Origin of the sequence: Clostridium sp. (assembly GCF_016650035.1) — a bacterium.
Lineage (GTDB): Bacteria > Bacillota > Clostridia > Clostridiales > Clostridiaceae > Clostridium_AD.
Genome location: NZ_JAENWM010000064.1, coordinates 1 through 22,771 on the forward strand (window position 1 = coordinate 1; position 22,771 = coordinate 22,771).

The 22,771-nt window shown below is 31.7% G+C and carries 22 protein-coding genes and 2 riboswitches; of the genes, 7 read left to right on the plus strand and 15 right to left on the minus strand.

The genetic code is table 11. From position 1 onward, the window contains the following. Positions 1-104: 104 nt before the first annotated feature. The 6 genes from hemB to JJD95_RS14220 all read right to left on the minus strand — a co-directional run bounded on the left by hemB (position 105) and on the right by JJD95_RS14220 (position 6,426). Positions 105-1,022, minus strand: coding sequence for a porphobilinogen synthase (hemB, locus tag JJD95_RS14195; RefSeq protein WP_291643682.1), 918 nt, complete (start codon positions 1,020-1,022; stop codon positions 105-107). A 9-nt stretch (positions 1,023-1,031) separates the two neighbouring features. Beyond that, the gene (cobA, locus tag JJD95_RS14200; RefSeq protein ID WP_291643683.1) at positions 1,032-2,492 is read right to left on the minus strand and encodes a uroporphyrinogen-III C-methyltransferase; all 1,461 of its coding nucleotides are present in this window, start codon (positions 2,490-2,492) and stop codon (positions 1,032-1,034) included. Between the two features lie 53 nt (positions 2,493-2,545). Continuing rightward, the gene (gene hemC, locus JJD95_RS14205) at positions 2,546-3,418 is read right to left on the minus strand and encodes a hydroxymethylbilane synthase (protein WP_291643684.1); all 873 of its coding nucleotides are present in this window, start codon (positions 3,416-3,418) and stop codon (positions 2,546-2,548) included. Then, on the minus strand, positions 3,387-4,067 hold the full coding sequence (locus JJD95_RS14210) for an NAD(P)-dependent oxidoreductase (protein ID WP_291643685.1): 681 nt from the start codon (positions 4,065-4,067) through the stop codon (positions 3,387-3,389). The genes hemC and JJD95_RS14210 overlap by 32 nt, the downstream gene beginning before the upstream one ends. Further along, a complete protein-coding gene (hemA, locus tag JJD95_RS14215; RefSeq protein ID WP_291643686.1) occupies positions 4,025-5,221 on the minus strand; it encodes a glutamyl-tRNA reductase in 1,197 nt (398 codons plus the stop codon). The genes JJD95_RS14210 and hemA overlap by 43 nt, the downstream gene beginning before the upstream one ends. Before the next feature lie 154 nt (positions 5,222-5,375). Then, positions 5,376-5,543, minus strand: a riboswitch (cobalamin riboswitch). Between the two features lie 49 nt (positions 5,544-5,592). After that, entirely contained in the window at positions 5,593-6,426 is an 834-nt protein-coding gene (locus JJD95_RS14220) for a kinase (RefSeq protein WP_291643687.1), read from the minus strand. Positions 6,427-6,575: 149 nt separating this feature from the next. Continuing rightward, a riboswitch (cobalamin riboswitch) is annotated at positions 6,576-6,760 on the plus strand. A gap of 117 nt (positions 6,761-6,877) precedes the next feature. Between JJD95_RS14220 and JJD95_RS14225 the strand changes: the two genes are divergently transcribed. Genes JJD95_RS14225 through JJD95_RS14240 form a run of 4 tightly spaced genes read left to right on the plus strand, consistent with a single transcriptional unit; the run spans position 6,878 to position 9,538 of the window. Continuing rightward, entirely contained in the window at positions 6,878-7,618 is a 741-nt protein-coding gene (locus JJD95_RS14225) for an energy-coupling factor ABC transporter permease (RefSeq protein WP_291643688.1), read from the plus strand. Between the two features lie 3 nt (positions 7,619-7,621). Further along, complete coding sequence (locus JJD95_RS14230) at positions 7,622-7,921, plus strand: energy-coupling factor ABC transporter substrate-binding protein (protein WP_291643689.1); 300 nt, start codon at positions 7,622-7,624, stop codon at positions 7,919-7,921. Beyond that, positions 7,908-8,726 carry a cobalt ECF transporter T component CbiQ gene (gene cbiQ, locus JJD95_RS14235; RefSeq protein ID WP_291643690.1) on the plus strand — a complete coding sequence of 273 codons (819 nt, stop codon included), beginning with the start codon at positions 7,908-7,910 and terminating at the stop codon, positions 8,724-8,726. The genes JJD95_RS14230 and cbiQ overlap by 14 nt, the downstream gene beginning before the upstream one ends. Further along, positions 8,705-9,538, plus strand: a complete 834-nt coding sequence (locus JJD95_RS14240; RefSeq protein WP_291643691.1) for an energy-coupling factor ABC transporter ATP-binding protein — start codon at positions 8,705-8,707, stop codon at positions 9,536-9,538. Before cbiQ ends, JJD95_RS14240 begins: the two co-directional genes overlap by 22 nt. A 9-nt stretch (positions 9,539-9,547) precedes the next feature. Here JJD95_RS14240 and JJD95_RS14245 read toward each other — a convergent pair whose 3' ends face one another. The 9 genes from JJD95_RS14245 to pknB form a co-directional block, all read right to left on the minus strand. Beyond that, complete coding sequence (locus JJD95_RS14245) at positions 9,548-11,116, minus strand: M56 family metallopeptidase (protein WP_291643692.1); 1,569 nt, start codon at positions 11,114-11,116, stop codon at positions 9,548-9,550. A gap of 5 nt (positions 11,117-11,121) precedes the next feature. Next, a complete protein-coding gene (locus JJD95_RS14250; protein ID WP_291643693.1) occupies positions 11,122-11,505 on the minus strand; it encodes a BlaI/MecI/CopY family transcriptional regulator in 384 nt (127 codons plus the stop codon). A gap of 193 nt (positions 11,506-11,698) precedes the next feature. Continuing rightward, complete coding sequence (locus JJD95_RS14255) at positions 11,699-12,901, minus strand: ABC transporter permease subunit (protein WP_291643694.1); 1,203 nt, start codon at positions 12,899-12,901, stop codon at positions 11,699-11,701. Beyond that, on the minus strand, positions 12,901-13,812 hold the full coding sequence (locus tag JJD95_RS14260; RefSeq protein ID WP_291643695.1) for an ABC transporter ATP-binding protein: 912 nt from the start codon (positions 13,810-13,812) through the stop codon (positions 12,901-12,903). Before JJD95_RS14260 ends, JJD95_RS14255 begins: the two co-directional genes overlap by 1 nt. A gap of 204 nt (positions 13,813-14,016) precedes the next feature. After that, positions 14,017-15,273 (minus strand): DNA polymerase IV, encoded by a 1,257-nt coding sequence (locus tag JJD95_RS14265; protein WP_291643696.1) that lies wholly within the window; start codon positions 15,271-15,273, stop codon positions 14,017-14,019. Between the two features lie 146 nt (positions 15,274-15,419). After that, positions 15,420-15,683 (minus strand): hypothetical protein, encoded by a 264-nt coding sequence (locus JJD95_RS14270; protein WP_291643697.1) that lies wholly within the window; start codon positions 15,681-15,683, stop codon positions 15,420-15,422. A gap of 104 nt (positions 15,684-15,787) precedes the next feature. Next, positions 15,788-16,621 (minus strand): deoxyribonuclease IV, encoded by an 834-nt coding sequence (locus JJD95_RS14275; protein ID WP_291643698.1) that lies wholly within the window; start codon positions 16,619-16,621, stop codon positions 15,788-15,790. A gap of 155 nt (positions 16,622-16,776) precedes the next feature. Then, a complete protein-coding gene (locus tag JJD95_RS14280; protein ID WP_291643699.1) occupies positions 16,777-18,030 on the minus strand; it encodes a pyridoxal-phosphate dependent enzyme in 1,254 nt (417 codons plus the stop codon). A gap of 121 nt (positions 18,031-18,151) precedes the next feature. Continuing rightward, positions 18,152-19,750: a Stk1 family PASTA domain-containing Ser/Thr kinase gene (pknB, locus tag JJD95_RS14285; protein ID WP_291643700.1), complete on the minus strand. Its 1,599-nt coding sequence runs from the start codon at positions 19,748-19,750 to the stop codon at positions 18,152-18,154. A gap of 638 nt (positions 19,751-20,388) precedes the next feature. On the opposite strand from pknB, the gene JJD95_RS14290 reads away from it, so the two are divergent. The 3 genes from JJD95_RS14290 to JJD95_RS20105 form a co-directional block, all read left to right on the plus strand. Further along, positions 20,389-21,558, plus strand: coding sequence for an iron-containing alcohol dehydrogenase (locus tag JJD95_RS14290; RefSeq protein WP_291643701.1), 1,170 nt, complete (start codon positions 20,389-20,391; stop codon positions 21,556-21,558). A 230-nt stretch (positions 21,559-21,788) separates the two neighbouring features. Continuing rightward, positions 21,789-22,535, plus strand: a complete 747-nt coding sequence (locus JJD95_RS14295) for a polysaccharide deacetylase family protein (RefSeq protein ID WP_291643702.1) — start codon at positions 21,789-21,791, stop codon at positions 22,533-22,535. Positions 22,536-22,699: 164 nt separating this feature from the next. Continuing rightward, positions 22,700-22,771 (plus strand): helix-turn-helix domain-containing protein (locus tag JJD95_RS20105; RefSeq protein WP_367114829.1); only part of this gene is annotated, 72 nt, incomplete at its 3' end.

Sequence of the window (22,771 nt, forward strand, 5' to 3'; positions counted from 1 at the left end):
TGCAATTATATGTCACCTGATGAGTTTGAAATAGCCTATAAAAAAGCAAATAAACTTAATGTATCAATCGCAAGTTAAATTTAAGGGGATTACTAATAACTTTCTCATTTTAATTTGTACTTTTTATTGACATAGGACCACTCTAGAGCAACAGCTTTTTCATTAATGAGTCCAAGCTTCGCGCCTGCTTTAACCAAAGCGTATTCACCGCTAACGCTATAAGCTGCAATTGGAACATCACTTCTATCTCTAGCCCATCTTATAACATCTAAATATGATAGAGCTGGTTTAATCATTACGATGTCTGCACCTTCTTCTATATCATATTGAATTTCTGTCATAGCTTCTCTAATGTTTGCAGGATCCATTTGGTAGGTCTTTCTATCTCCAAATTGTGGCGCTGAATTAGCTGCTTCTCTAAACGGACCATAAAAAGCCGAACAATATTTTGCACTATAGCTCATAATAGGAATATTATCATAACCATTTTTGTCCAAAAGCTTTCTTATAGCTAGAACTCTGCCATCCATCATGTCAGAAGGTGCTATCATATCTGCTCCAGCCACTGCATGAGATAGTGCAATCTCCGCAAGATATTTTAGCGACTTATCATTATTAACTGTGTTACCATCAATAATTCCACAATGACCATGACTTGTATATTGACACATACACACATCTGTAATTACTAATAAATCACTTGTGATTTTCTTTATCACTTTAACAGCCCTTTGAACTATTCCATCAGCATCAAAAGCTGAAGATGCTATTTCATCCTTATGCTCTGGTATTCCAAAAACCATTACTCCTCTAATCTTGCACTTTATTACTTCTTCTATAACCTCATGTAATCTATCTAATGAATAATGATAACATCCAGGAAGTGAAGATATTTCTTCTTTTATATTTTTACCCTCAACTGCAAATATTGGATAGATAAAATCATTTGATGAAATTACTGTTTCTCTAACTAAATCTCTTGTAGCACTTTTACCTCTTAATCTTCTGTTTCTATTAAACATATTTTCCTCCTAATTTAGCTCTAAAATTTTGCTTATAATTCCGTTTTCACTATACTGCTTGCAAACAAATGGATTTATTCCATTTAGTTCTAATTCCTTAGCAGTTATAGGCCCAATTGCCACAGATTTTTTCTGCTTTATAGCATCAAGTCCTACAAGTTTAATCATGTTTTTCACTGTGGAAGGACTTGTGAATATAACTATATCCACATTTTCAAATGCATTTACATCCGTTAGTTCTCCACAGATTGGCTCATAAGTGTTAACTCTATCAACAATTGCACCATGTTCTCTTAATTTATCAGTAAGATAAGCTCTCGCATATTTTGAACATGGAATTAAAATCTTATCTTCTGGTTTAACTTTAGTGGCCAATTTATTGAACAAATCCTCGGCTACAAACTCTTCTGCAACAGTATCTGGGATTATTCCTCTATCCTTTAAGCATTTTTCAGTTGCAGATCCAATTACTGCAAATTCCCCCTTTAAGCTTCTTATATCTATTTCATTTTCTAAAATATAATTAAAAAATATATTTACAGCATTTACACTCGTAAGTATTATGTGATCATATTCACTTAGGTTATGTTTAACACTATCAAGCTCAAACTGGCTTCTTTTTATTTTAATAGAATTTATTTCAGTTACTTCGGCTCCCAAATCCACAAGTTTTTCATTTATAGATTTTGATTGCTCCACAGAACGAGTAGTACATATGTTAAGCCCAAACAATGGCATTTTTTCATACCAATTCAAGTTTTCGCCCAGTGTGACTACCTCTCCAACAACTATAATGCAAGGTGATGTAAATAATGCTTCTTTTACCTTTAATGCGATGTTCTCTAATGTACCTACAACTTTTTTTTGTTTAGCCGTAGTTCCTCTCATTACAACTGCACAGGGAGTTTCAATGGATTTTCCTGAATTTATTAAATTCTTAGTAATACCGTAAAGATGCGCAAGGCCCATTAGGAAAATCAAAGTACCATTAAGGCTAGATACACCTTCCCAGTTGATATTCAACTTTTCTGCGCTCATGCCTGTAAATACATGAAATCCTTGTGAAAGTCCTCTATGAGTAACTGGAATTCCAGCATAGCTTAGCACTGAAATAGCAGAGGTAACTCCTGGAACAACTTCAAAATCGATTCCTTCTTTACAGAGTCTTAATGCTTCTTCTCCTCCACGTCCAAATACATATGGATCCCCACCTTTAACCCTTCCTACTATATGGCCTTCCTTTGCAAGAGTAACTAGCATCTCATTTATTTCATCTTGGCTTTTATAATGGCATCCTGGCGCCTTGCCACAATAGAAAATTTTACAACCCTCATTTAAATGTTTTAGTGCATTCGCCCCTGCCAGCCTATCATACATTACCGCTGTACATTTTTTTAACATACGGACCGCTTTAAGAGTCATTAATTCTGGATCCCCTGGACCTGCGCCTATTAGATATACTTTTCCCATATTTATCTCCTTTTCTTTTAATATCCAGTGTACCTCTTATACACCAAATAATTTTATCCCAGTAAAACTTTTTCAGCTAGTTCTTTTCCAAGTTCTAAATACCTATCACTAGGCCCCATTATATCTTTTTTTACAATTCTTCCACCCACACCAAAAACCCCAACAATATGCATTAGTTCTCCTTCGAGTTCTGCATATGCAGCAATTGAAGTATCACAGCCACCATCTAATCTCCCCATAAAACTTCTTTCTGCCTCCACACAAATCCTTACCTCTCGGTCATCAAGACCTCTAAATATTTCTGCATGTGGGCTATTTGAAACAACTTCAACACACAGAGCCCCTTGTCCAACAGCTGGAACAACCTGATGAGGATCAAAATAGTTTGTAATAACATTTTCTATATTTAACCTCTTCAGTCCCGCTGCCGCAAGTATTATTCCATCTAATCCCTCTCTGTCTATTTTATCTATTCTAGTTAGAACATCTCCCCTTATTGGAACCGTAACTATATCAGGCCTTAAAAGCTTAATTTGAGCAGACCTTCCATTGCTACTAGTCCCAATTTTAGCCCCTCTTTTAAGTTCAAAAAAGCTTATTCCCTTTGTTGAAATAAACACATCCCGCACATCTTCTCTTGTAGGGGTAGCAGCTATTTCAAAAGCTTCATTTATCTTATAAGGAACATCCTTCAAACTATGAACTGCAGCATCTGCCCTTCCCTCGATAAGAGAAAGCTCTATGTCCTTAACAAAAATCCCTTTCCCACCTATGTCATTAAGTGGAATATCAAATCTTTTATCTCCCTCAGTTTCAACAATTAACTTTTCAGAACATATCTTGTATTTTTCCATAACTAAATTCATAATCCACTCTGCTTGAAAAAGTGCTAGCTTACTCTTTCTTGTAGCAATTTTTAAATTCAAAATCTTCCCCTCCATAAAACATATTTAAAACACTTTCATGAACTCCCTTAGAATAAAAAAACATAAAATCTTCAGTTGAAACAAATTCCATGAACTCGTTTTTATGGTCTAGTTTCTTTACCTTTTCTCTTAATCCACCAATATACTCAGTAAATTCAGTATAATCATTAAGTTTATTATAAATACAATCCGCAAGTAGAATTGAAGCTTTTGGATTTCCTTCCTTTGTATGAATACTAAAAGATAAATTTTTATTTTGTCTTTGCACTGGTGTTATAAAAAGTCCATCTTTAAAATTGGAACAATCTAAATATAATTTACAACTCTTTTCACAATCCTCTTTAATTTTCACATTGTCCACCTTATCATCCACTGCAATCACAACTAAATGCATATGTTCTATATAACTTTTCTTATAGAAGTCTTTAATTAACTCAACATTGTAAGCGTTTCTTAAGTCGTTAAAACTAGGATTAAATTCTTTAGATACCACTGTAACGCTACATCCTTTTTCAGCAAAACTCTTACACTTTATAAAACCAGCTCTTCCACCTCCAATGATTACTACTGAAATTTTATTAGAAAGCAGTGATATAAATGTATAATCTATTCTTTCGGATAAAATATCTTTTCTACTATTCTTAGACATTCATCAGCCCTTCCCTTCAATTGCTCTTCTTTCAGAACTTCGATTGCCCTATTAATGTAGGCATCAGAAGTACTTTTTAGTAATGTCATAGCGAGTTTCCCATTGTCTTTTGAGTGTTGTTTATGCTTAAAACTCTCGTATCTTTCATAATAAATCGTTTCCCCTGATTTTAAAAGTTTCTTTATGTGAGGATCAATTTTTCTAAGTTCCTGCCACTCTATGAAATCTCCTACATACTTTTCAACTATATATTTGTTATTTTGCATTAGTTCTTTTCTTTTTTTTCTATTTTCATCATCAATGGCGCTTATTTTATCTATATCATAAACCACAATGTTAGTCATGGTTAACACCTGTTTCTCCACATCTCTTGGAAGCGCAAGGTCATATATTATAAGTTTTTTATCTGGAAGATCACTTTTAAATACCACGGGGTGAGGTGCTGAGGTACAACATATAATACAGTCTACTTCACTATAATAATTATTTTTCTCTTCAAATCTTATTATTTTCACCCTACTATCTGTAACTTTAACGATTTCAACATTTCTTACTGCAATATAAAGCTCATCAAAATCACTGCTTAAAATATAATTTAAAGTTAATGCTCCTACATCTCCAAATCCAACAAGCATAAATCTTCTTAATCCCTTATTTATAGCTTCCTTTACCACGATGGATGAAGATGATACTGGGATTTTATAAATCTTTGATTTATCCCTAAATTTTTTACCACAAGTGATAGCAATCTGAAACAATTTCTGCAAATCACTGTTTACTCCATGAACCTTTACAGAGCTTTCAATTGCGCACTTAACTTGTCCCAAAATTTGATCCTCACCTAAAATTTTCGAATGAAAACCACAAACCACTTCCATCAAGTGTTCGAAAACTCTTTTCTCTTTGATGTGAAATGTGTGTTTTATGAGATTTAAATCCCATTTCAATATTCTAAAAATTTCTTCTACTATGGCCTCATCATATTCTATTGAATTAAAATATATTTCAGTCCTATTGCAGGTACTTATTATAACTACCTCATCACAAATACTTAAAACACTTCTTGTGCACTCCTCTAGCTGCTTTGGTATAATTGAGAGTTTTTCTCTTATTTCAACTGTACACTCGCTATGTAATCCAATAAGCTGTATCATTTATCCATCTCCAGATTCATACATTTATCCTCCATTTTTTTGTCAAAAAAAATAATACCCCTACCAAAAGATAGGGGTATAATAATCCTTATTATTTATAACAAATGAAAACCTAACAAAAAAAGAATATCTACGCCACTACCCTTCCCTCCGAAGGATTAGCCTAACTTATGGCAGGTCTCCTGACTTACGTGTCTCTCTCCTCCCACCTTCCCAGCTTTTTAGCCAGTGATTGGGATTTGTCTACGTATACAGTAGCGGGGGCTGTAGCATTATTGCTTTCCCTTTTAAACATTATAGTACCAAAAATTTACTATTAAATTATAAATAAATTATAACTTAAATTAATTAAAAGTACAAGCTTATAATTATTATTTGCAATTAACTATTGTCTTTAATGCATATCTTTTATATCCAGGAATTGACGTTCCATAAGTCAATTCCCGTTTCATCATAATATTTTCGTTATAGATTATTCCTAGAAAATCTCCACTATGTGCGCCAATAATCCCAATCCCACCAGTCTTAGTTTGTATTTCTTTAATAACTTTCAAAATATCATAATTTAATCTATATTGATTTCTAAATATACTTTCAGATGAAACCTTGGCTAACTTGTCTATATTTCCTTCGCTAATTGCATGTTTTAAATTTGGGATAAGGTCTTCTATATTTGCTAAATCAGATTTCACATTTTTATTGAATCCTACAGTGTCAATCGTCTTTTCCCCTTCAAATACAAGCACATTAAATTCTATATAAGCACCTAAACTCTCTTTAAAATCTCCCTTTTTATAATCAAATAAAGTCATTTCCGAGAAAATTATACTATCTGTTGGCTCAATATTAACAATATGATTAATTAGCTCCTGCTCATTATATTCCCTTTTAAAAAGCTTAAGTAGGGACAAATAAAGAGCCGTTATGTCAGCAGTGCTACTTGCAAAACCTTTCCCAATTGGTATTTCAGACACAATTTCTATATCCAGCTCATCATAATTCCCTATACAACCCCAACTTTCCAAAATGTTTTTCATAAATCTTTTACACTTTGGATATTTATTTCTATGAACTGGAAAAAAACTTTCAAAAACCATTACACTAGTAAATAAATTAACAGGACAGGATAATATAAGTTCTTTCCCATATGCTCTCCCCTGTATTATTTCTCCTAGACTTCCAGGATATCTTTGTACTACCTCCATATATTTTTCTCCGATCTTATATAATAATGTCTAAATTATAATTGTGGTTTAGATATAAATCAACAGTTTTATGAAATTATTTTATTATTTGGGTAACAAAATATATTGTTGACACTAATAACTAACTGATGTAGAATCAAAATATAATTAAATACTAAATTTATATAGGTTTAATCTTTATTGATTAATTAAAAGAGAAGTTGAGTGAAAATCTCACACGGTGCCGCCGCTGTAAAAGAGGAGTTCTTATATTTAAACCACTGATTATTTTGGGAAGGTTTATAAGAATAATGATTCTTAAGTCAGAATACCTACCTGTATTTATATACCATTTACTCTACGAGCGATAGGGGAGGGTGTTAAAATATTGATTTTATCATTATTAGTCCTTCTAACATATAGTTAGAAGGACTTTTTGTTCTGTAAAGAGTATGATATTTGGAGGTTTTTTATGAAAAAGAAATATCAAGTTGCCCTTGGAATTTTTCTTGCGTTATTATTTATGCCTAAAAGCGTCTTTGCAATGCACATAATGGAAGGATTCTTACCCCCAGTATGGTGCATTTCATGGGGAGCAGTGAGTTTACCATTTGTTATTGTTGGTTTGTTTTCAATAAAGAAAAAAGTGGAAATAAATCCAAGAATAAAGATGCTTATTGCTATGGCAGGTGCATTTACCTTTGCCCTATCAGCACTGAAGATTCCATCTGTTACTGGTAGTTCGTCGCATCCAACAGGAATTGGTCTTGGTGCAATACTTTTTGGGCCCACAGTAATGGTTGTGATAGGATTAATAGTTCTTATATTTCAAGCTATAATGCTTGCCCATGGTGGATTAACTACACTTGGAGCGAATACATTTTCCATGGCTGTTGTTGGAGGCCTCGTAACATATTATTCATATAAAACACTTAAAAAAATTAAGTTATCCAGATCAACTTCAATTTTTATAGCAGCTGCACTTGGAAATTTAATGACATATGTTACAACTTCCTTTCAGCTTGCACTAGCTTTTCCAGATAAGACTGGAGGATTTATAACTTCACTTATGAAATTCATGGGTATATTTGCAGTAACTCAAATTCCACTTGCTATTAGCGAAGGAATACTCACTGTAATAGTGTTTAACCTTTTAACTACCTACAGTAGATCTGAATTAATAGACTTAAACGTACTATCACAGGAGGCATAAAAAATGCTTAAAAAAAACCTTATATTAGCACTTATTGTTGTACTCCTTGCAGTTGCACCATTATTCATTACTAAAAACGCTGAATTTAGTGGCGCAGATGGACAAGCCACGGATGCTATTACGCAAATTGATTCAACTTATAAGCCTTGGTTTACTTCTATTTGGACACCACCAAGTGGCGAGATAGAAAGTTTACTATTTTCATTACAAGCATCAATAGGTGTAGGTTTTATTTGTTACTATTTTGGGTATGCAAAAGGAAAGAAAGAATTGTTAAAGGTTAAAAAACATGATCTCAATTGATAAATTATCTTATATATCAAAGCTGAGGAAAGTTAACCCAATGGAAAAGTTCATTTTTGCTATTATAACAATGTTACTAAGTATATACTTAAATAATATATTAACATCTATAATTGTGATATTTCTTATGGGGCTTATAACTGTTTATAAAGGAAAAATCCCCCTTAGTTCATACCTAATATTAATGTTAATTCCACTGAGTTTTTTAATAATTGGAGTTATAACCATAGCTATAAATATAGGAGCGCGTGCTAGTGAACCATTATTTAGTTTTACTATTTTAAATGTTGAATTTGGGTGTACAGTGGAAAGCATTATAGAATCCATAAAAGTATTATTCAGGTCCCTTGCTGCAGTTTCATGCCTATACTTTCTTTCACTATCTACGCCAATTGTTGAGCTTTTATCTGTATTAAAAAAACTTAAAGTCCCTAAATTATTTATAGAACTTATGAGTCTAATCTATAGATTTATATTCATAATGCTAGAAACTATAAATATGATTTATATATCACAGAATTCAAGACTCGGATACTCAAACTTAAAAACTAGCTATAACTCACTAGGAAAACTTGTAGGTTCACTATTTCTTAGTTCCTACAAACGTTCTGAGGATATGTATACTGCGCTAGAATCAAGATGCTACGATGGTGACATTAACGTTCTTGATAATACTTATAAGATTTCGTATGTGAATCTACTCATGATTATATTACTAGAAACGTTCTTAATATTTTTAGCTACAAATGGCATTATAGATATACTCATCTTGGGAGGATTAATTTGGATAAAGAATATATTATAGAAACAAGAAATTTGAATTTTAAATATCAAGATGGAACTAAGGCTCTAAATAATATTAGTTTACAAATAGAAAAAGGGAAAAAAATATCTTTTTTAGGAGTGAATGGCTCAGGAAAATCCACATTATTCTTAAATTTTAACGGTGTGCTAAAACCTTCTTCAGGTAAGGTTTTTTATAGTGGTAATGAAATAAAGTATAAGGCCGCATCATTAAATTCACTAAGAAAAAATGTAGGAATTGTATTTCAAGATCCAGATAATCAGCTTTTTTCAGCAAGTGTATATCAAGAAGTTTCCTTTGGACCAATGAATTTAAAGCTTGTGGATGCTGAAGTTCGACGTCGCGTGGATGAAGCACTTATAAATACAGGTATGACTGAGTTTAAAGATAAAGCAGTTCATTTTCTAAGTTATGGCCAAAAGAAAAGAGTAGCAATAGCAGATATAATTGCAATGAACCCTGAAGTAATAATACTTGATGAACCAACTTCAAGCCTTGACCCTAAACATTCAAAACAAATAGTAGAGATATTTAATGAACTTAATGAGAATGGCATGACTGTGATTTTGTCAACCCATGATGTTGAACTTGCCTACGCCTGGTCAGACTACATATTTGTTATGAAAGACGGAGAAATAGTTCGCGAAGGTTCACCCTATGAAATCTTTTCAGATGATGAATTAATATCTAACTCCTATCTTGAAAAGCCCTTGCTTCTTGAAGTTTTTCAGAAGTTACTTGTAAGCGGAAAAATAAATTCTGATGCACAGGTACCCAAAAATAAACAAGAGCTTTTTGAACTTATAAATTAGTTATTTCCTCTATTTATATAATTCTGGGAATTGATTTATTTCAAACAGACAAACTTTCCACGTGCCATCTTCTTTTACTAGGTCTAAATTTCCTTTGGATGTATCTGATTGATTTGTTTTACCATCTGAAGATATAAAATCAAATTTAACCTCATAAGGGTATCTTACTTTATTGTTGTCTTTATAGTCTTTATATAAGTTTTCACCTAAAGTAATCTCTGTAACTTGTGATGTGAAGTTGTCCCTTACACATATTTTGGTGCTTACACTCTTAAACTGATTTGCTAATGCTCCCATGTAACCTTCATCTGTCATCAAAGCTACTATTTCTTTGTCAATTTCTTTTATTTCTTCCATGGATGCCTTGCTTTTTTTATCATACTCTTCTTGGCTCATTGGTTTTTCTGTATCCATAACTACCCCTACAGGCTTACTGAAATCAACTACTTCTTGAGCATCTACTGTGTAGATACTTTCAATTAATTCTTTGGCAACCTTAACAGATGTTTCTGTTTGTGATTTCGAAGTGTTTAGCGCAATGCCTATGCCTCCTAATACAACTACAATGATGGCTCCAAGTAATATATTTTTCATATTTGCCTTTTTATACTTTGAAATCATAATAATCCTCCTTTTTATTTCTGAACTATTCATAACCATTGAAGTAGTACCCATAAGTCTATTGCTGTTTCCAGCCAGTTCTAGTACTGTTACTATTGCATTTCCATACTGAATGTTTTTTCCATCATCTAAATAAGAAATTGCTTTAGCGTCACAGGAAATTTCAAGGTCTTGTCTCATTTTATGAAAGCCGTATAGCAAGATTGGATTAAACCAGTAAATCATGGACAATAATGTTATAACCCAATTTATAAATATGTCCTTGTTTTTTAAATGAGTTAATTCATGCATTATAATATACTTAAATTCTTCATCACAAACATTGTCTGCTACACTGACTGGAATTAATATCTTTGGCTTATTTATCCCACATAAAGAGGGGCTACTTATTTTTTCAGAATAGGATAGTTCTACCTGCGTTCTTATATTCATAGTCTTCATGCAAATATATAGAATTTCTTTATGTGTGCTATTTATATTTTTCATAGACGTACTAACAATATTTTTAAGTTTTTTATGTCCTGTAACTAGGGTCCCTATTAATATTAGAACTCCAAATATCCATATAAAACAGAACACTTCTTCAATATTAATTTTGCTTTTTAGAGGTATGTTAATAGTGCTATCACTTACACTTTCACTTGTTGGTATTAAGGTGTTTGTTGATGTTGAACTATCTAAGCTGGAATTATCAAGTTGTTTTGTTGAGTTTATTTGTGTATTTTCATTTGTGGTTTTTTGAACATAAAAAATTTTATATATATTAGAAATGTTTAAAGGTGTTTGTGGACCTATAGGAATTATTAATTTTATGATTAATATTAACCATATATAATAGTGAAAGTTAGAGCTTAATTTATTTTTGAATATACCTTTAATAATTAATATCATGAGTACTATTACGCTACCAATTAATGAGGATAGTAGAATCATCTCAAAGATACTTAATATATCCATATACATCACCCCTCCTTATTACTTGATTTATTTAGTATATTTTTAAGTTCAACTATATCACTTTCGGATAGTTGCTCAGATTTAGCAAAGTTCAAGATCATAGACTTGATTGAACCATCAAATACCCTATTAATGAAGGACTGACTTTCTAATTTTATACATTCATCTTCTGATACCAAAGGGTAATATAAATATTCATTGCATAATTTATTAAAACCAATTGCATTTTTATTTAATAATCTATTTATTAGGGTTTTAACTGTAGCTGGTTTCCACTCTACTTTACCCTTTAGTTCCTGAATAATATCCATTGATGTAATTTCAGAATGATTCCATATTATTTTCATTACTTCCCACTCCGCATTTGATATTTTAGGAAATTCACTCATAATTATTCTACCTCCGCTTCGTTTACAACTGTAATCTATATATTAAGTTTACATCTGTAATTAGGCATTGTCAACATATATTTCCAATGTTAGAATATTTTTTTGTATGGTTTATATATTTTCAAAATAAAAAAGCCCTGGAATATACCAGAGCTTAAGGGCTCATATTTACGAGCCCTGCCTTTTATTGTTTCTAAATTAAAATGTCTTTTTTGGTAAATACTATATGAGATATTAAATAACAAACTATAGAAGTAACTATTAAAGTTCCCATCCCAAATGCTGTGCTTATATTCGGGTTGTTATAGCCCATTACAACATCACCGGTAAGAACTCGTCCTACGGTTCCATAGGTGGTAAATATATATTGTGCGAACTTTGCAAGTGCTGGCATTTGTAATAGTATAGTGAAAGCAACTACAATAACTATGCTTACGCTTACAGAAACCATACTGCTCTTCACTATGGAAGATAGCATAAAGCCGACCGACACACAGGTTATTATAAATAATGTCTGAAGTAAGAACATTCTAAGCACAAATGCTCCAGTAGAAATTATATAAGAAGAACCTGCCACTGCTACTAAAGGATGTCCTCCATAAACACTCTGAGTTAAATCCAATTTATAAAGCGTTCCAGTTATCATTGGGTAATTGGGATTTCCAAAACCAAATATAAGTCCCATTATTAAAAATGATAAAATCTCTACAGATATTATTAATATGATAGCTACTCCTGCCACTGCTATAAACTTAGAAGCTAATACTTTAGCCCTTGAAACCGGCTGAGTCAGCAGTATTTTCATAGTAGGTGGCGTAAATTCTCCGGAAACTATATCTCCAGTAAACACCATTACCCCCACAGCTATAAAAATAGTTCCTAGAACCATAAATAGTGTTTTAATAAAGCTAAATGCGTCAAGTGTATTTCCATCATCAGGTTTTATATTATTATCATATAAATATTGATTTTGCTGTAATTCTGTTTTCATCCTATCTTTGTCATTGGATGTTAGTCCCGAATTTTTATCATCTAAAGTTTTTTCGGCATTATCTATTTGCTCCTTTAATTGCACTTTATAGTCTACAGGTTTACCACTTACCTCAAGTTTAATTCGTGATAATTCCTCTTCCAAATTAGCAATACTTTCTTTGTTCATTTTCTTAGTATCCTCTGATGCATTAGGGTTTTCCATATCCTGCTTCATATATTTTATAGAGTCTTCCATGTTTTGCTGTCTGAATTCAGGACTGTTCCATTGTTTTCTGTTTAAATTTTCCTTGTAAGATCCGTATCCTATAGCAACAGTTAATAATACAAAAGCTGCAAATATAATAATTGTTTTTTTTCTTCTCATAAGTTTTTTTACTTCATTTGAAATAAGTATAAATATCATTATCTCATGCCCCCCTCAACAAGCTCCATGTACCTTTGCTCAAGCCCCTTATGTTTTTTACATACTTCTATTACTCGAATTTTATTTTCTGCCAAGGAGAAAATTAATTCTGGAGTTGTATTTTCGTCAAGCTCTACCACTAATGAGTTTTCATCCCTATGAGTTTCATGAACAAAAGCTAAAGTCTTTAATATCTCTTCACATTTCTCAACTTCCTCAGTAACAACTACTACGGTATCATTGTCCTGCTTTATGTCTCCTCCAGTTATACTTTCTATTGATTTTATTAATCCATTATTTATGAAAGCAACTGTATCACAGAGCTGCTGAACCTCACTTAGCATGTGAGAAGATATAAATACTGCTGTTTTTAATTTCTTGGCAGCTTTTTTAACTATATCTCTAAAATCCATTATGCCTGTGGGATCAAGACCATTTGTAGGTTCATCTAAAATAAGTAATTTGGGTTTTGCAATCAGGGCTGCTGCAAGACCTAATCTCTGCTTCATACCAAGCGAATATTTTTTCACCTTATCATCTATTCTATCCTTTAAATTAACAAGCTCGATTACTTCCTCTACATCACTTTTCGAAATTCTTCTTATGGCTGCAATCTGCATCAAGTTTTGCCTTCCAGTTAAATATGTATATAATTCCGGATTTTCTACTACAGCTCCAATGTTTTTTAATGCTTTTTCTCTTTCGCTACCTATTTCATGTCCCATAACTGTTATAGTTCCACTGTTAGCAGCTATTAAACCTACCATCATTCTAATAGTGGTGGTTTTACCCGCTCCATTTGGCCCAAGAAATCCAAATATCTCTCCTTCTTTTACAGAAAAACTAATTCCCTTAATAATCTCATTTTTTCCTAGATGTTTGTACACATCTTTTACTTCTAATACGTTCACTATATTCACCCCTTAATTCTTTGTTTTAAAGTTCAAGCAGGTTAATCTTATACCATAAATTTCTACATATCAATTAAATTTGCGATTTGTAATAAAATCTTAAGACTTGTAATAAATTCTTAATAATATCTTACTACAACCTCGGAGGTCCTAACATATTTCGATATTTTTCGGGTAGTGACAGTCACCCTAGCAAAGGTGACATTAAAGCATCGCGCTCATTAATGGGTAATCTTCCTCGCCATCTCCCATTCCACCACACATACTATTTAATCCTGAATGAAGAAAACAAGAGCGCACTACAGCTTTTGATCCATATTTTAATCTTATTTTATCAACAGTATCATTTATCCTTTTATCTTTTTCATAATCAAAATTATCTAATAAAGAACATTGATAAAACTCATTACTACAAAAATCTGTTATACGTATCCCCAAGTGCCTTATTGGATTACCCTTCCAAACATCATCAAATAGGTAGCAAGCTATTTCATGTATTTTACGAGTAGAATCAGTAGCTACTATCAATTTCTTCTGACGAGAATAGAATATCATATCACTACCTCTGACACTTATGCTTACTACAGTGCAGCAGTTCCGTGAATCCCTTAAACGCATAGATACTGTTTCACACAGGGATAGCAATACTTTATGAGCTGTGTCACTATCCTCAACATCAAAAGCTATAGTTGTAGAGTTTCCTATACCTTTGATTTCAATATAGTTGCTCCTCCTAACCTCAGAACTATCTATTCCATTGGCATAGTTCCAAATTACTTGCCCATGACTCTTGAATTTATTCTTTAAAATCTCTAAATTATAATTCGCTAATTCTCCAATAGTATTGATATTTAAACTATGCAATTTGGTCGCAGTTGCTCTACCTACCATAAACAAATCTTCAACAGGTAGCTTCCACATCTTTTGTTTTATTTCATTAGGAAATAAAGTATGTATCATATCAGGCTTTTTAAAATCAGAAGCTACTTTTGCCAGTAGTTTATTATTTGATATTCCAATATTGACTGTAAATCCAAGTTCAGTCTTTATCCTGTCTTTTATGGTTTCAGCAAGCGACCTATAGTCAGGATATAAATGCTCCATATTAGAAAAGTCTAAGAAGCTTTCATCTATGCTAAATCTTTGAATTTGTGGAGTATACTCCTGAAATATTTGATTCATAGCTAAGCTGCATTTCATGTAAAGCCAATACCTAGGTGGTACTATTACTATAGTTGGGCATTTTAATCTAGCATTATATAGTGTTTCCCCTGTTTTAATATTAAACTTTTTAGCAGGTATTGATTTTGTTAAAACAATTCCATGCCTACTTTCTTCATCTCCACCCACTACGGATGGTATTTCTCTTAAATCTAATTGCTCTCCTTGTTGAAGTCTATAAGCAGCCTCCCAAGATAAATATGCACTATTAGCATCAATATGAAAAATTAATTTACCCATATAACTCACCCTCTTAATTAACATTAGAACACATGTTCGTATTCTATTATTATATAACACTTTCCATCTTTTTATAAGTAGTTATAAAAAATAATTTTAAAATAAAAAAAGCTTATCCATTATATTAATGAAATAAGCCTTGACTACTAAATTTTGTACAACATCCACTTACAGGTATTAAGTTCATATTTAATTTCAAACCGCCTCATAACATCATCAATTAAACTTTGACACTTATAAACAAACATAATATTACCTGCAAGTTTTTCCGTGTCCTTAACCAGAATCTTGTCTACTTTAATAACTTGCATAGGTTCGTCATCTATTTGCATTCTAAATCTAATTGGCCTTATAGAACCCTTCTCATCTGTGTAAGAAACTACCTCAATTGGTTTTGCTACAATTTTCATACAAACCATGCCCCCTATTTCTATGTCCCATTTCAAGAACACATGTTCGTATTTATTATATACTATTTTCTTACCTTTTAGAAATGATTTTGAAAATATTTTTATTATTCCACATATGCTTCCCTTAACATTTTAATTTCTGCAGCATGACCTGGTAATTCATTGGGAGTTTCTAGGTAGAATGGCAAGTGACGTAACTTTGGATGATTAATAATTTTAAAGATAGTTTCTTTTCCAATAGAACCCTCACCGATTGTTTCATGGCGGTCTTTATGACTTTCGAATGGATTTTTGCTATCATTTAAGTGAATTGCATATAGTTTATCAAGACCAATTACTCTATCAAATTCATTTATGACTCCATCTAAATCGTTAACAATATCATAACCAGCATCATAAATGTGACAGGTATCTAAGCATACACCCATTTTCTCTGAAAGGATAACTCCATCAAGAATCTGTTTTAATTCTTCAAAACTACGGCCTACTTCTGTTCCTTTACCAGCCATTGTTTCAAGTAGCACTGTGGTAGTTTGTTTTGGTTTTAGTACAGCGTTAAGCATATTTATAATATAATCTATGCCTATCTTTGCTCCTTGTTTTACATGACTACCTGGATGAAAATTATAATAATTATTTGGAAAGTATTCCATTCTCTCTAAATCATCAGCTATAACTTCAATTGTAAATTCTCTTATACGCTGATCTGCTGAACAAGCATTTAGAGTATATGGAGCATGTGCAAGTATTTTAGCAAACTTGTTTTCTTTTAATAGTTCTAATAAATTTTGTGCGTCACTGGGATCAATTTCTTTTGCCTTACTACCTCTAGGATTACGAGTGAAAAACTGAAATGTATTTGCTTCTATTGTAAGAGCATCCAGTCCCATTGCTTTATACCCTTTTGATACTGATAAATGACAACCTATATTTAACATAATTATTTCTCCCTCAATATACTGTATTTTTGTATTACTATTTTTTTATTATTAGAATAAATTCTTTAAAAAAAACCTAATTAAATAAAATTTTCTATAACAATTTAAAAAAGTCTTGATAAAATTAAAATTTTATCAAGACTCTTTATATTTATTTAATCATTTTTTGTTAAATGAATCATTCTAGAATAATGATCTTTGAATCCCATTTTTTCATATAATTTAATCGCCCCATAATTATTTCGTTCTACATGGAGAGATATATTTCCTTCAGATAACTCTACTGCTTCATTTAATATCATAGTTGCTATTCCACTACCTTCTATATGATCTACCGTAGCGATATATGCTAAATGATATTTTGACGCAAAATGTTCAAATCCAAAATTAACAACTATTCCTATACCACATATTTCACCATCATAAACAGCTGTAATAATAAATCCTTTTTCCACTGCGTTATGATAAGCTTCTTCAATCTCACAAATTGGATCTGTAAATTCATTAAGCCAATCATGTACTAAAGTTATAATCTCATCATTATCTAAACATTCCTCTTTTGTAGCTCTTCTTACATCTATATCTATCTTACCATCATTCAATAATATAACATGATTGCCCTTAGGTAATTTTTTTTCTTCAACTTGTTTCATGAATCCTGCAATAGAATATCCATTTTCAACAGTCAACTTGATATTTTCAATTTTTTCAAATTCAGAAACATAATGTTTCACTTCGTCTTCTGTTATATCTATAACTTTACCAACTACATCATTAACCAATTCATCATCTGTATCTTTTGAACAACTATTTAGAGTTGGAATCTTTTCAAGCTCATTCCCAATCCATAATTGTCTAAATCCTAAATCAAGCCCTTCTAAAGAATAACCATATCTTGATTGTACAAATACAGTATCAACTTCGCCCTTTATTTTCGCATGCAATTCATCTGCTATTTTTGAAAATGCTATACTGCTTATCATTGAATTATTCATTCCTGGATTAGCATTATACCATGTATTTTTTTTACACAATTCAGTAACACGTTCAACACGTTCTTCTGATGTTCCCTCATATTCAATAAATTCAATATTAGATTTATTAAAAAGCTCAATATCCTTATATTCATTCTTGTCAGGTACTACAAAAACACACTTCATATCATAAAATTGAGATAAAAATGCAAGTGATTTTGCAAAATTTGCACCAACACTCAAACAAATTGTATTTTTATTAATCCTTAAAGCATCCTTTATCAATATATATGTTAACCTATCAATACGATAGCCTGAAGGATTATTACCTTCTAATTTCAAATAAATATTCTTTACACCTAATTTTTCCTCTAAATTTTTAGCCCTCACTAAAGGTGTTCTTCCAACTCTTTTTTCAATTAGTACATTATTCATAAAGCACCTCCTATTATATATTATTTTAGCATTTTATGAGATATTTGTCAAGTTTAAGGTAAAAATTTCAAAATCTCAAAGTTTTTTTTTAAGTTTAACACAAACTATTTCTTAAGATTTTTTAACTCTCATAATAAGAAACATTTATTTTTGTTCCTATATCTACAAGTGCATCAGGTTCGCTATCCTGTTCGAATATTATCTCATCCTGATCTTTGGAATGTTTATCCTTACCTTTTGCTTTTACCTTTACAGCTGTTTGCTCCCCAAGCTCTAACTTAATGTCCTCTAGAATATCTTTAGCATCATCTAAGGATTTCCCCTTTAAATCTGGCACAGTAACCTTAGCAACTTCTTTCCCTTGGCTTATAACTAAATCAATTTTGCCACCTTTTTCATAAGATGTATTTACATTAGGTGTTTGACTAATAACTAGACCCATAGCTAAACTATCACTATAGTCATATAGAATAGTACCAAGCAGAAATCCATTATCGATTACAATCTTCGTTGCAACTTCCTGGGTACTTCCAATAACCGAAGGCACAAATTTCTTTTCAACTACCGGTTTTTCAACTACCGGTTTTTCAGTCACTTTTGGAGTTGTCTCTTTCGCAATGGTGGTTTGAGCGTCATTAGACTTCCCTTTGTTAATATCTTTCCCTAAAACTGCTATAATCATAACTAAAAGAACTGTTGCAATAATTATCATAATCTTTTTATTCTTGCTAGGCGATTTTCTCCCTGATACTAATATTTTATCTTCTTCGACTATCGGCTTTTCATAATTTGTTTGCTGGCTCATAACCGTTGTGAAATCATTCCCTATATCGTCTCCCACTACTGCGCTCATAATCTTTGTAGCATCACTTGGACGATTGTTTGGCTCTAATTTAAAATATGGATTTTTCTTGATTGCACTTAAAATCTCTGCCATTTTCTTAGCTTCTTTATATCTATTCATAGGTTCTTTTTCTATCGCCTTTAAGATTACCCCATTTATGTTTTCAGGTATATCTGCATTTATTTCTATAGGTGGAATAACAGGTTCCTGAATATGCATCATAGCTATTGTGATAGAGCTATCTGCATCGTAAGGCACTTTCCCTGTAATCATTTCATACATCACAATTCCCAGAGAATATATGTCTGTTCTACCATCCACAAAATTTCCTTTTGCTTGTTCCGGTGAAAAATAATGTGCAGTTCCAATAATTTTATTTGAATTGGTTACAGTTCTTGAATCTGCCACTTTTGCAATTCCAAAATCCGCTACCTTAACTATATTATCCGCTGTAATTAAAATATTATCTGGCTTTATATCTCGATGAATTATATTATTTTTATGTGCACAATCTAGTGCGCTGGATATTTGCAGTGCTATCTCTACAGTTCTTTGAGAGCTAATTCTACCATTTTCCTTTATTATTTGTTTTAATGTTTTCCCATTAATATATTCCATAACTATAAAATTAACATCATTATCTTCACCAACATCGTGAACGTTAACTATGTTTGGATGCGATAATCTTGCGGCTGAAGTAGCTTCCCTTTTAAACCTTGCAACAAATTCTTCATCCTTGCACAATTCCGCTTTTAATACCTTTACAGCTACAATCCTATTTAATAAATGGCACTTTGCTTTATAGACAATTCCCATTCCACCTTCACCAATTTTTTCTAACAACTCATATCTATTTAAAAGTAATTTTCCTATCATAATTTACCTCCCATGAAAACAGTAACCTATACATTATACCATATCAAGGCAATAATCATTCCTTTATAAAAGCACAAAAAAATAGAAGCTAATTCCCATTAATTAATCTGCACGGAATTAGCTTCTATCCTTTATTAAATTTTCTTTCAATAAAACTCTCCTTACCAATTTCTACCTATGAATTGAGTTTTTTGTTTATACTTTTTTCTAAATTCCTGATGCTTAGATTAAAAACCTACTTTAGTTTTTCTTCGATGTAACCACCACACTTTCGTATACATTAGGAAATTTTTTTATATTTTTGATTTTGCGGCCACACCCCTTTTTTTAAAAGATTTTTTCATTACACTATGATTAGAAAGCTTTCTTCTTTGTGTATCTTTATTATACTAACTTCCTACCCCTATGTCAATAGGCATTATTAATTAATATAATAAATAATTATTATATTATTCTAACAATTGACCAAAACTCACACCATCTTTCATAAAGATAATTAGATATAACCCCTACTAATGCTTATATAGAGTTACTTTTCATAGTATCTATATTATGTTACAATAAGTGTTGCGTAATTATTTTTAAAATAAATATAACAATTAAAATTCAACTAACATCATTAGGAGGAACATAAAATTATGGATAACTTTACTTTTCAAAATCCCACTAAAATAATCTTTGGGAAAGACGCTGAAAACAAAGTAGGAATGGAAGTCAAAAAATATAGTAGTAAAGTACTTCTTCATTATGGTGGTGGTACTATAAAAACCACTGGACTTTATGATAGAGTTGTAGCTTCCCTAAAAAAAGCTGGTGTTTCATATGTAGAACTTTCCGGTGTTAAACCAAATCCAAGATTAAGTCTTGTGCAGGAAGGTATAAAATTATGCCGCGATAATGAAATAGATTTCATATTGGCAATTGGTGGTGGAAGTGTTATTGATTCCTCAAAAGCTATTTCCATAGGAGTTCCTTATAGTGGAGATGTATGGGATTTCTATTTACAGAAAGCTCGTATAAAAGAGGCTTTACCAATTGGAACTATTCTAACTATACCAGCATCTGGAAGTGAATCAAGTACAGGTAGTGTTATAACAAACGAAGATGGTTTCTATAAACGTGCTATTAACTCTAATTTAGTATATCCTAAGTTTTCAATACTGAATCCTGAACTTGCCTTTACCTTACCAAAATACCAGGTGGCATGCGGATCTGCAGATATAATGGCTCACTTAATGGAAAGATACTTTACTAATTCCGAGAACGTTGAGCTTACTGACAGATTGATTGAAGCTGCAATGAAGACGGTTATAAATAATGTTACTACTGTTTTAGATCAAGCTGATAACTACGATGCTTGGGCTGAAATCATGTGGACAGGAACTATTGCCCACAACAATTTGCTTAATACAGGAAGAGTAGGCGATTGGGGTTCACATGATATTGAACATGAACTAAGCGGTATATATGATGTTTCACACGGAGCTGGTCTTGCAGTTATATTCCCTGCTTGGATGCAATATGTTTACAACCATGATATTAATAGATTTGCTCAGTTTGCTGTTAGAGTTTGGAATGTGGAAAATTCTTTCTGGTCACCAGAACAAACGGCTATTGAAGGAATCAGACGTGTTGAAAACTTCTTCAAATCATTGGGTCTTCCCACTAGTCTAAAAGAACTAGGGATTACTGATGACAGAATAGAAGAAATGGCTTCAAAAGCTACAAATTCCGATACATCAACAGTTGGTAACTTTATAAAATTAAACAAAGAAGATGTATACAACATATTAATACTGGCACAATAAAAAAATTTAAAAAAGCAGACCATATAGTAAATAAATATGGTCTGCTTTTTTATCTTAAATTATTTGTTATCATCACTGCATTTTTTTATTCCCTCATTAAACGACGATTAGAAGCAATAAGAATAAATATTATGTTGTGTACGCAGACTAATGTTATAAATATAAAATGAGGTGTTACATTGAAAAGAAAAATAATTGCAATAGTTGTTGTGTTTTTAGTTTTCATATCTGTGATATCCGGATATTTAACCCAAAGTACAGATGCTATAACTTTAGTAGATGAATTGAAAATCAAACATAACGATAAAGGAATACCAGTACTTATGTATCATTCCATTGGGTATAAGAAGGGAAATACATTAATGCTTCCTAAAGAAAATTTCAGAGAACAAATGAAGTATTTGAAAGATAATGGTTATGTGACCCTAACCTTAGATGAAACCTATGTTTTTTTCGAAAACAATAAACCAGTCCCAGAAAAATCAGTAGTGCTAACTTTTGATGATGGATATGTGGATAACTATGTAGACGCTTTGCCTATATTAAAAAAATTTGGATTTAAAGCAACAATTTTTGTTATAACGGGTGAAGTAGATAAATCCAAAAGTTACATGAATGTAGAACAGCTAAAAGAAATGGAAGCAAGCGGAATGGATATTCAAAGCCATACTGTCCATCATGATCATTTAGCTAAGCTATCTTACCAAAAACAGTTAGAAACATTAAAGGAATCTAAAGATTTTCTAGAAAAAGCACTAAATAAAAAAATTAAATATTTTGCATATCCCTATGGAGAGTATTCAAAAGAGAGCTTAAAGGCTGTAAAAGAAGCTGGATATACAATGGCTTTTACCACTGCTGGGAGATGGTCCGATAAAGCAGATGGAATTTTAACCTTGGATAGGGTATTTATAAGTGGGTCTGCTAATTTAGATGTATTTATAGATAGAATAACTAATCCTAATTACAAATTTTAACTATTTTCATGCGAAATTCTCCATTCCTCTATAGGGTGGAGATGGATAGCATTTTATTTTCTTAGGTTCGAGGCCTAAGAAAACAAAGATATGTTTATATTTTTCATCTTTCCACCCAAATTGGTTATACTATAAAATAGGTAGTATAAAAAGGAGGTGAAACTATGATTAAGAAAAATAAAGGTTATAAGTTTCGGTTGAAACCAAACAAAGAACAAATCATATACTTAGAAAAA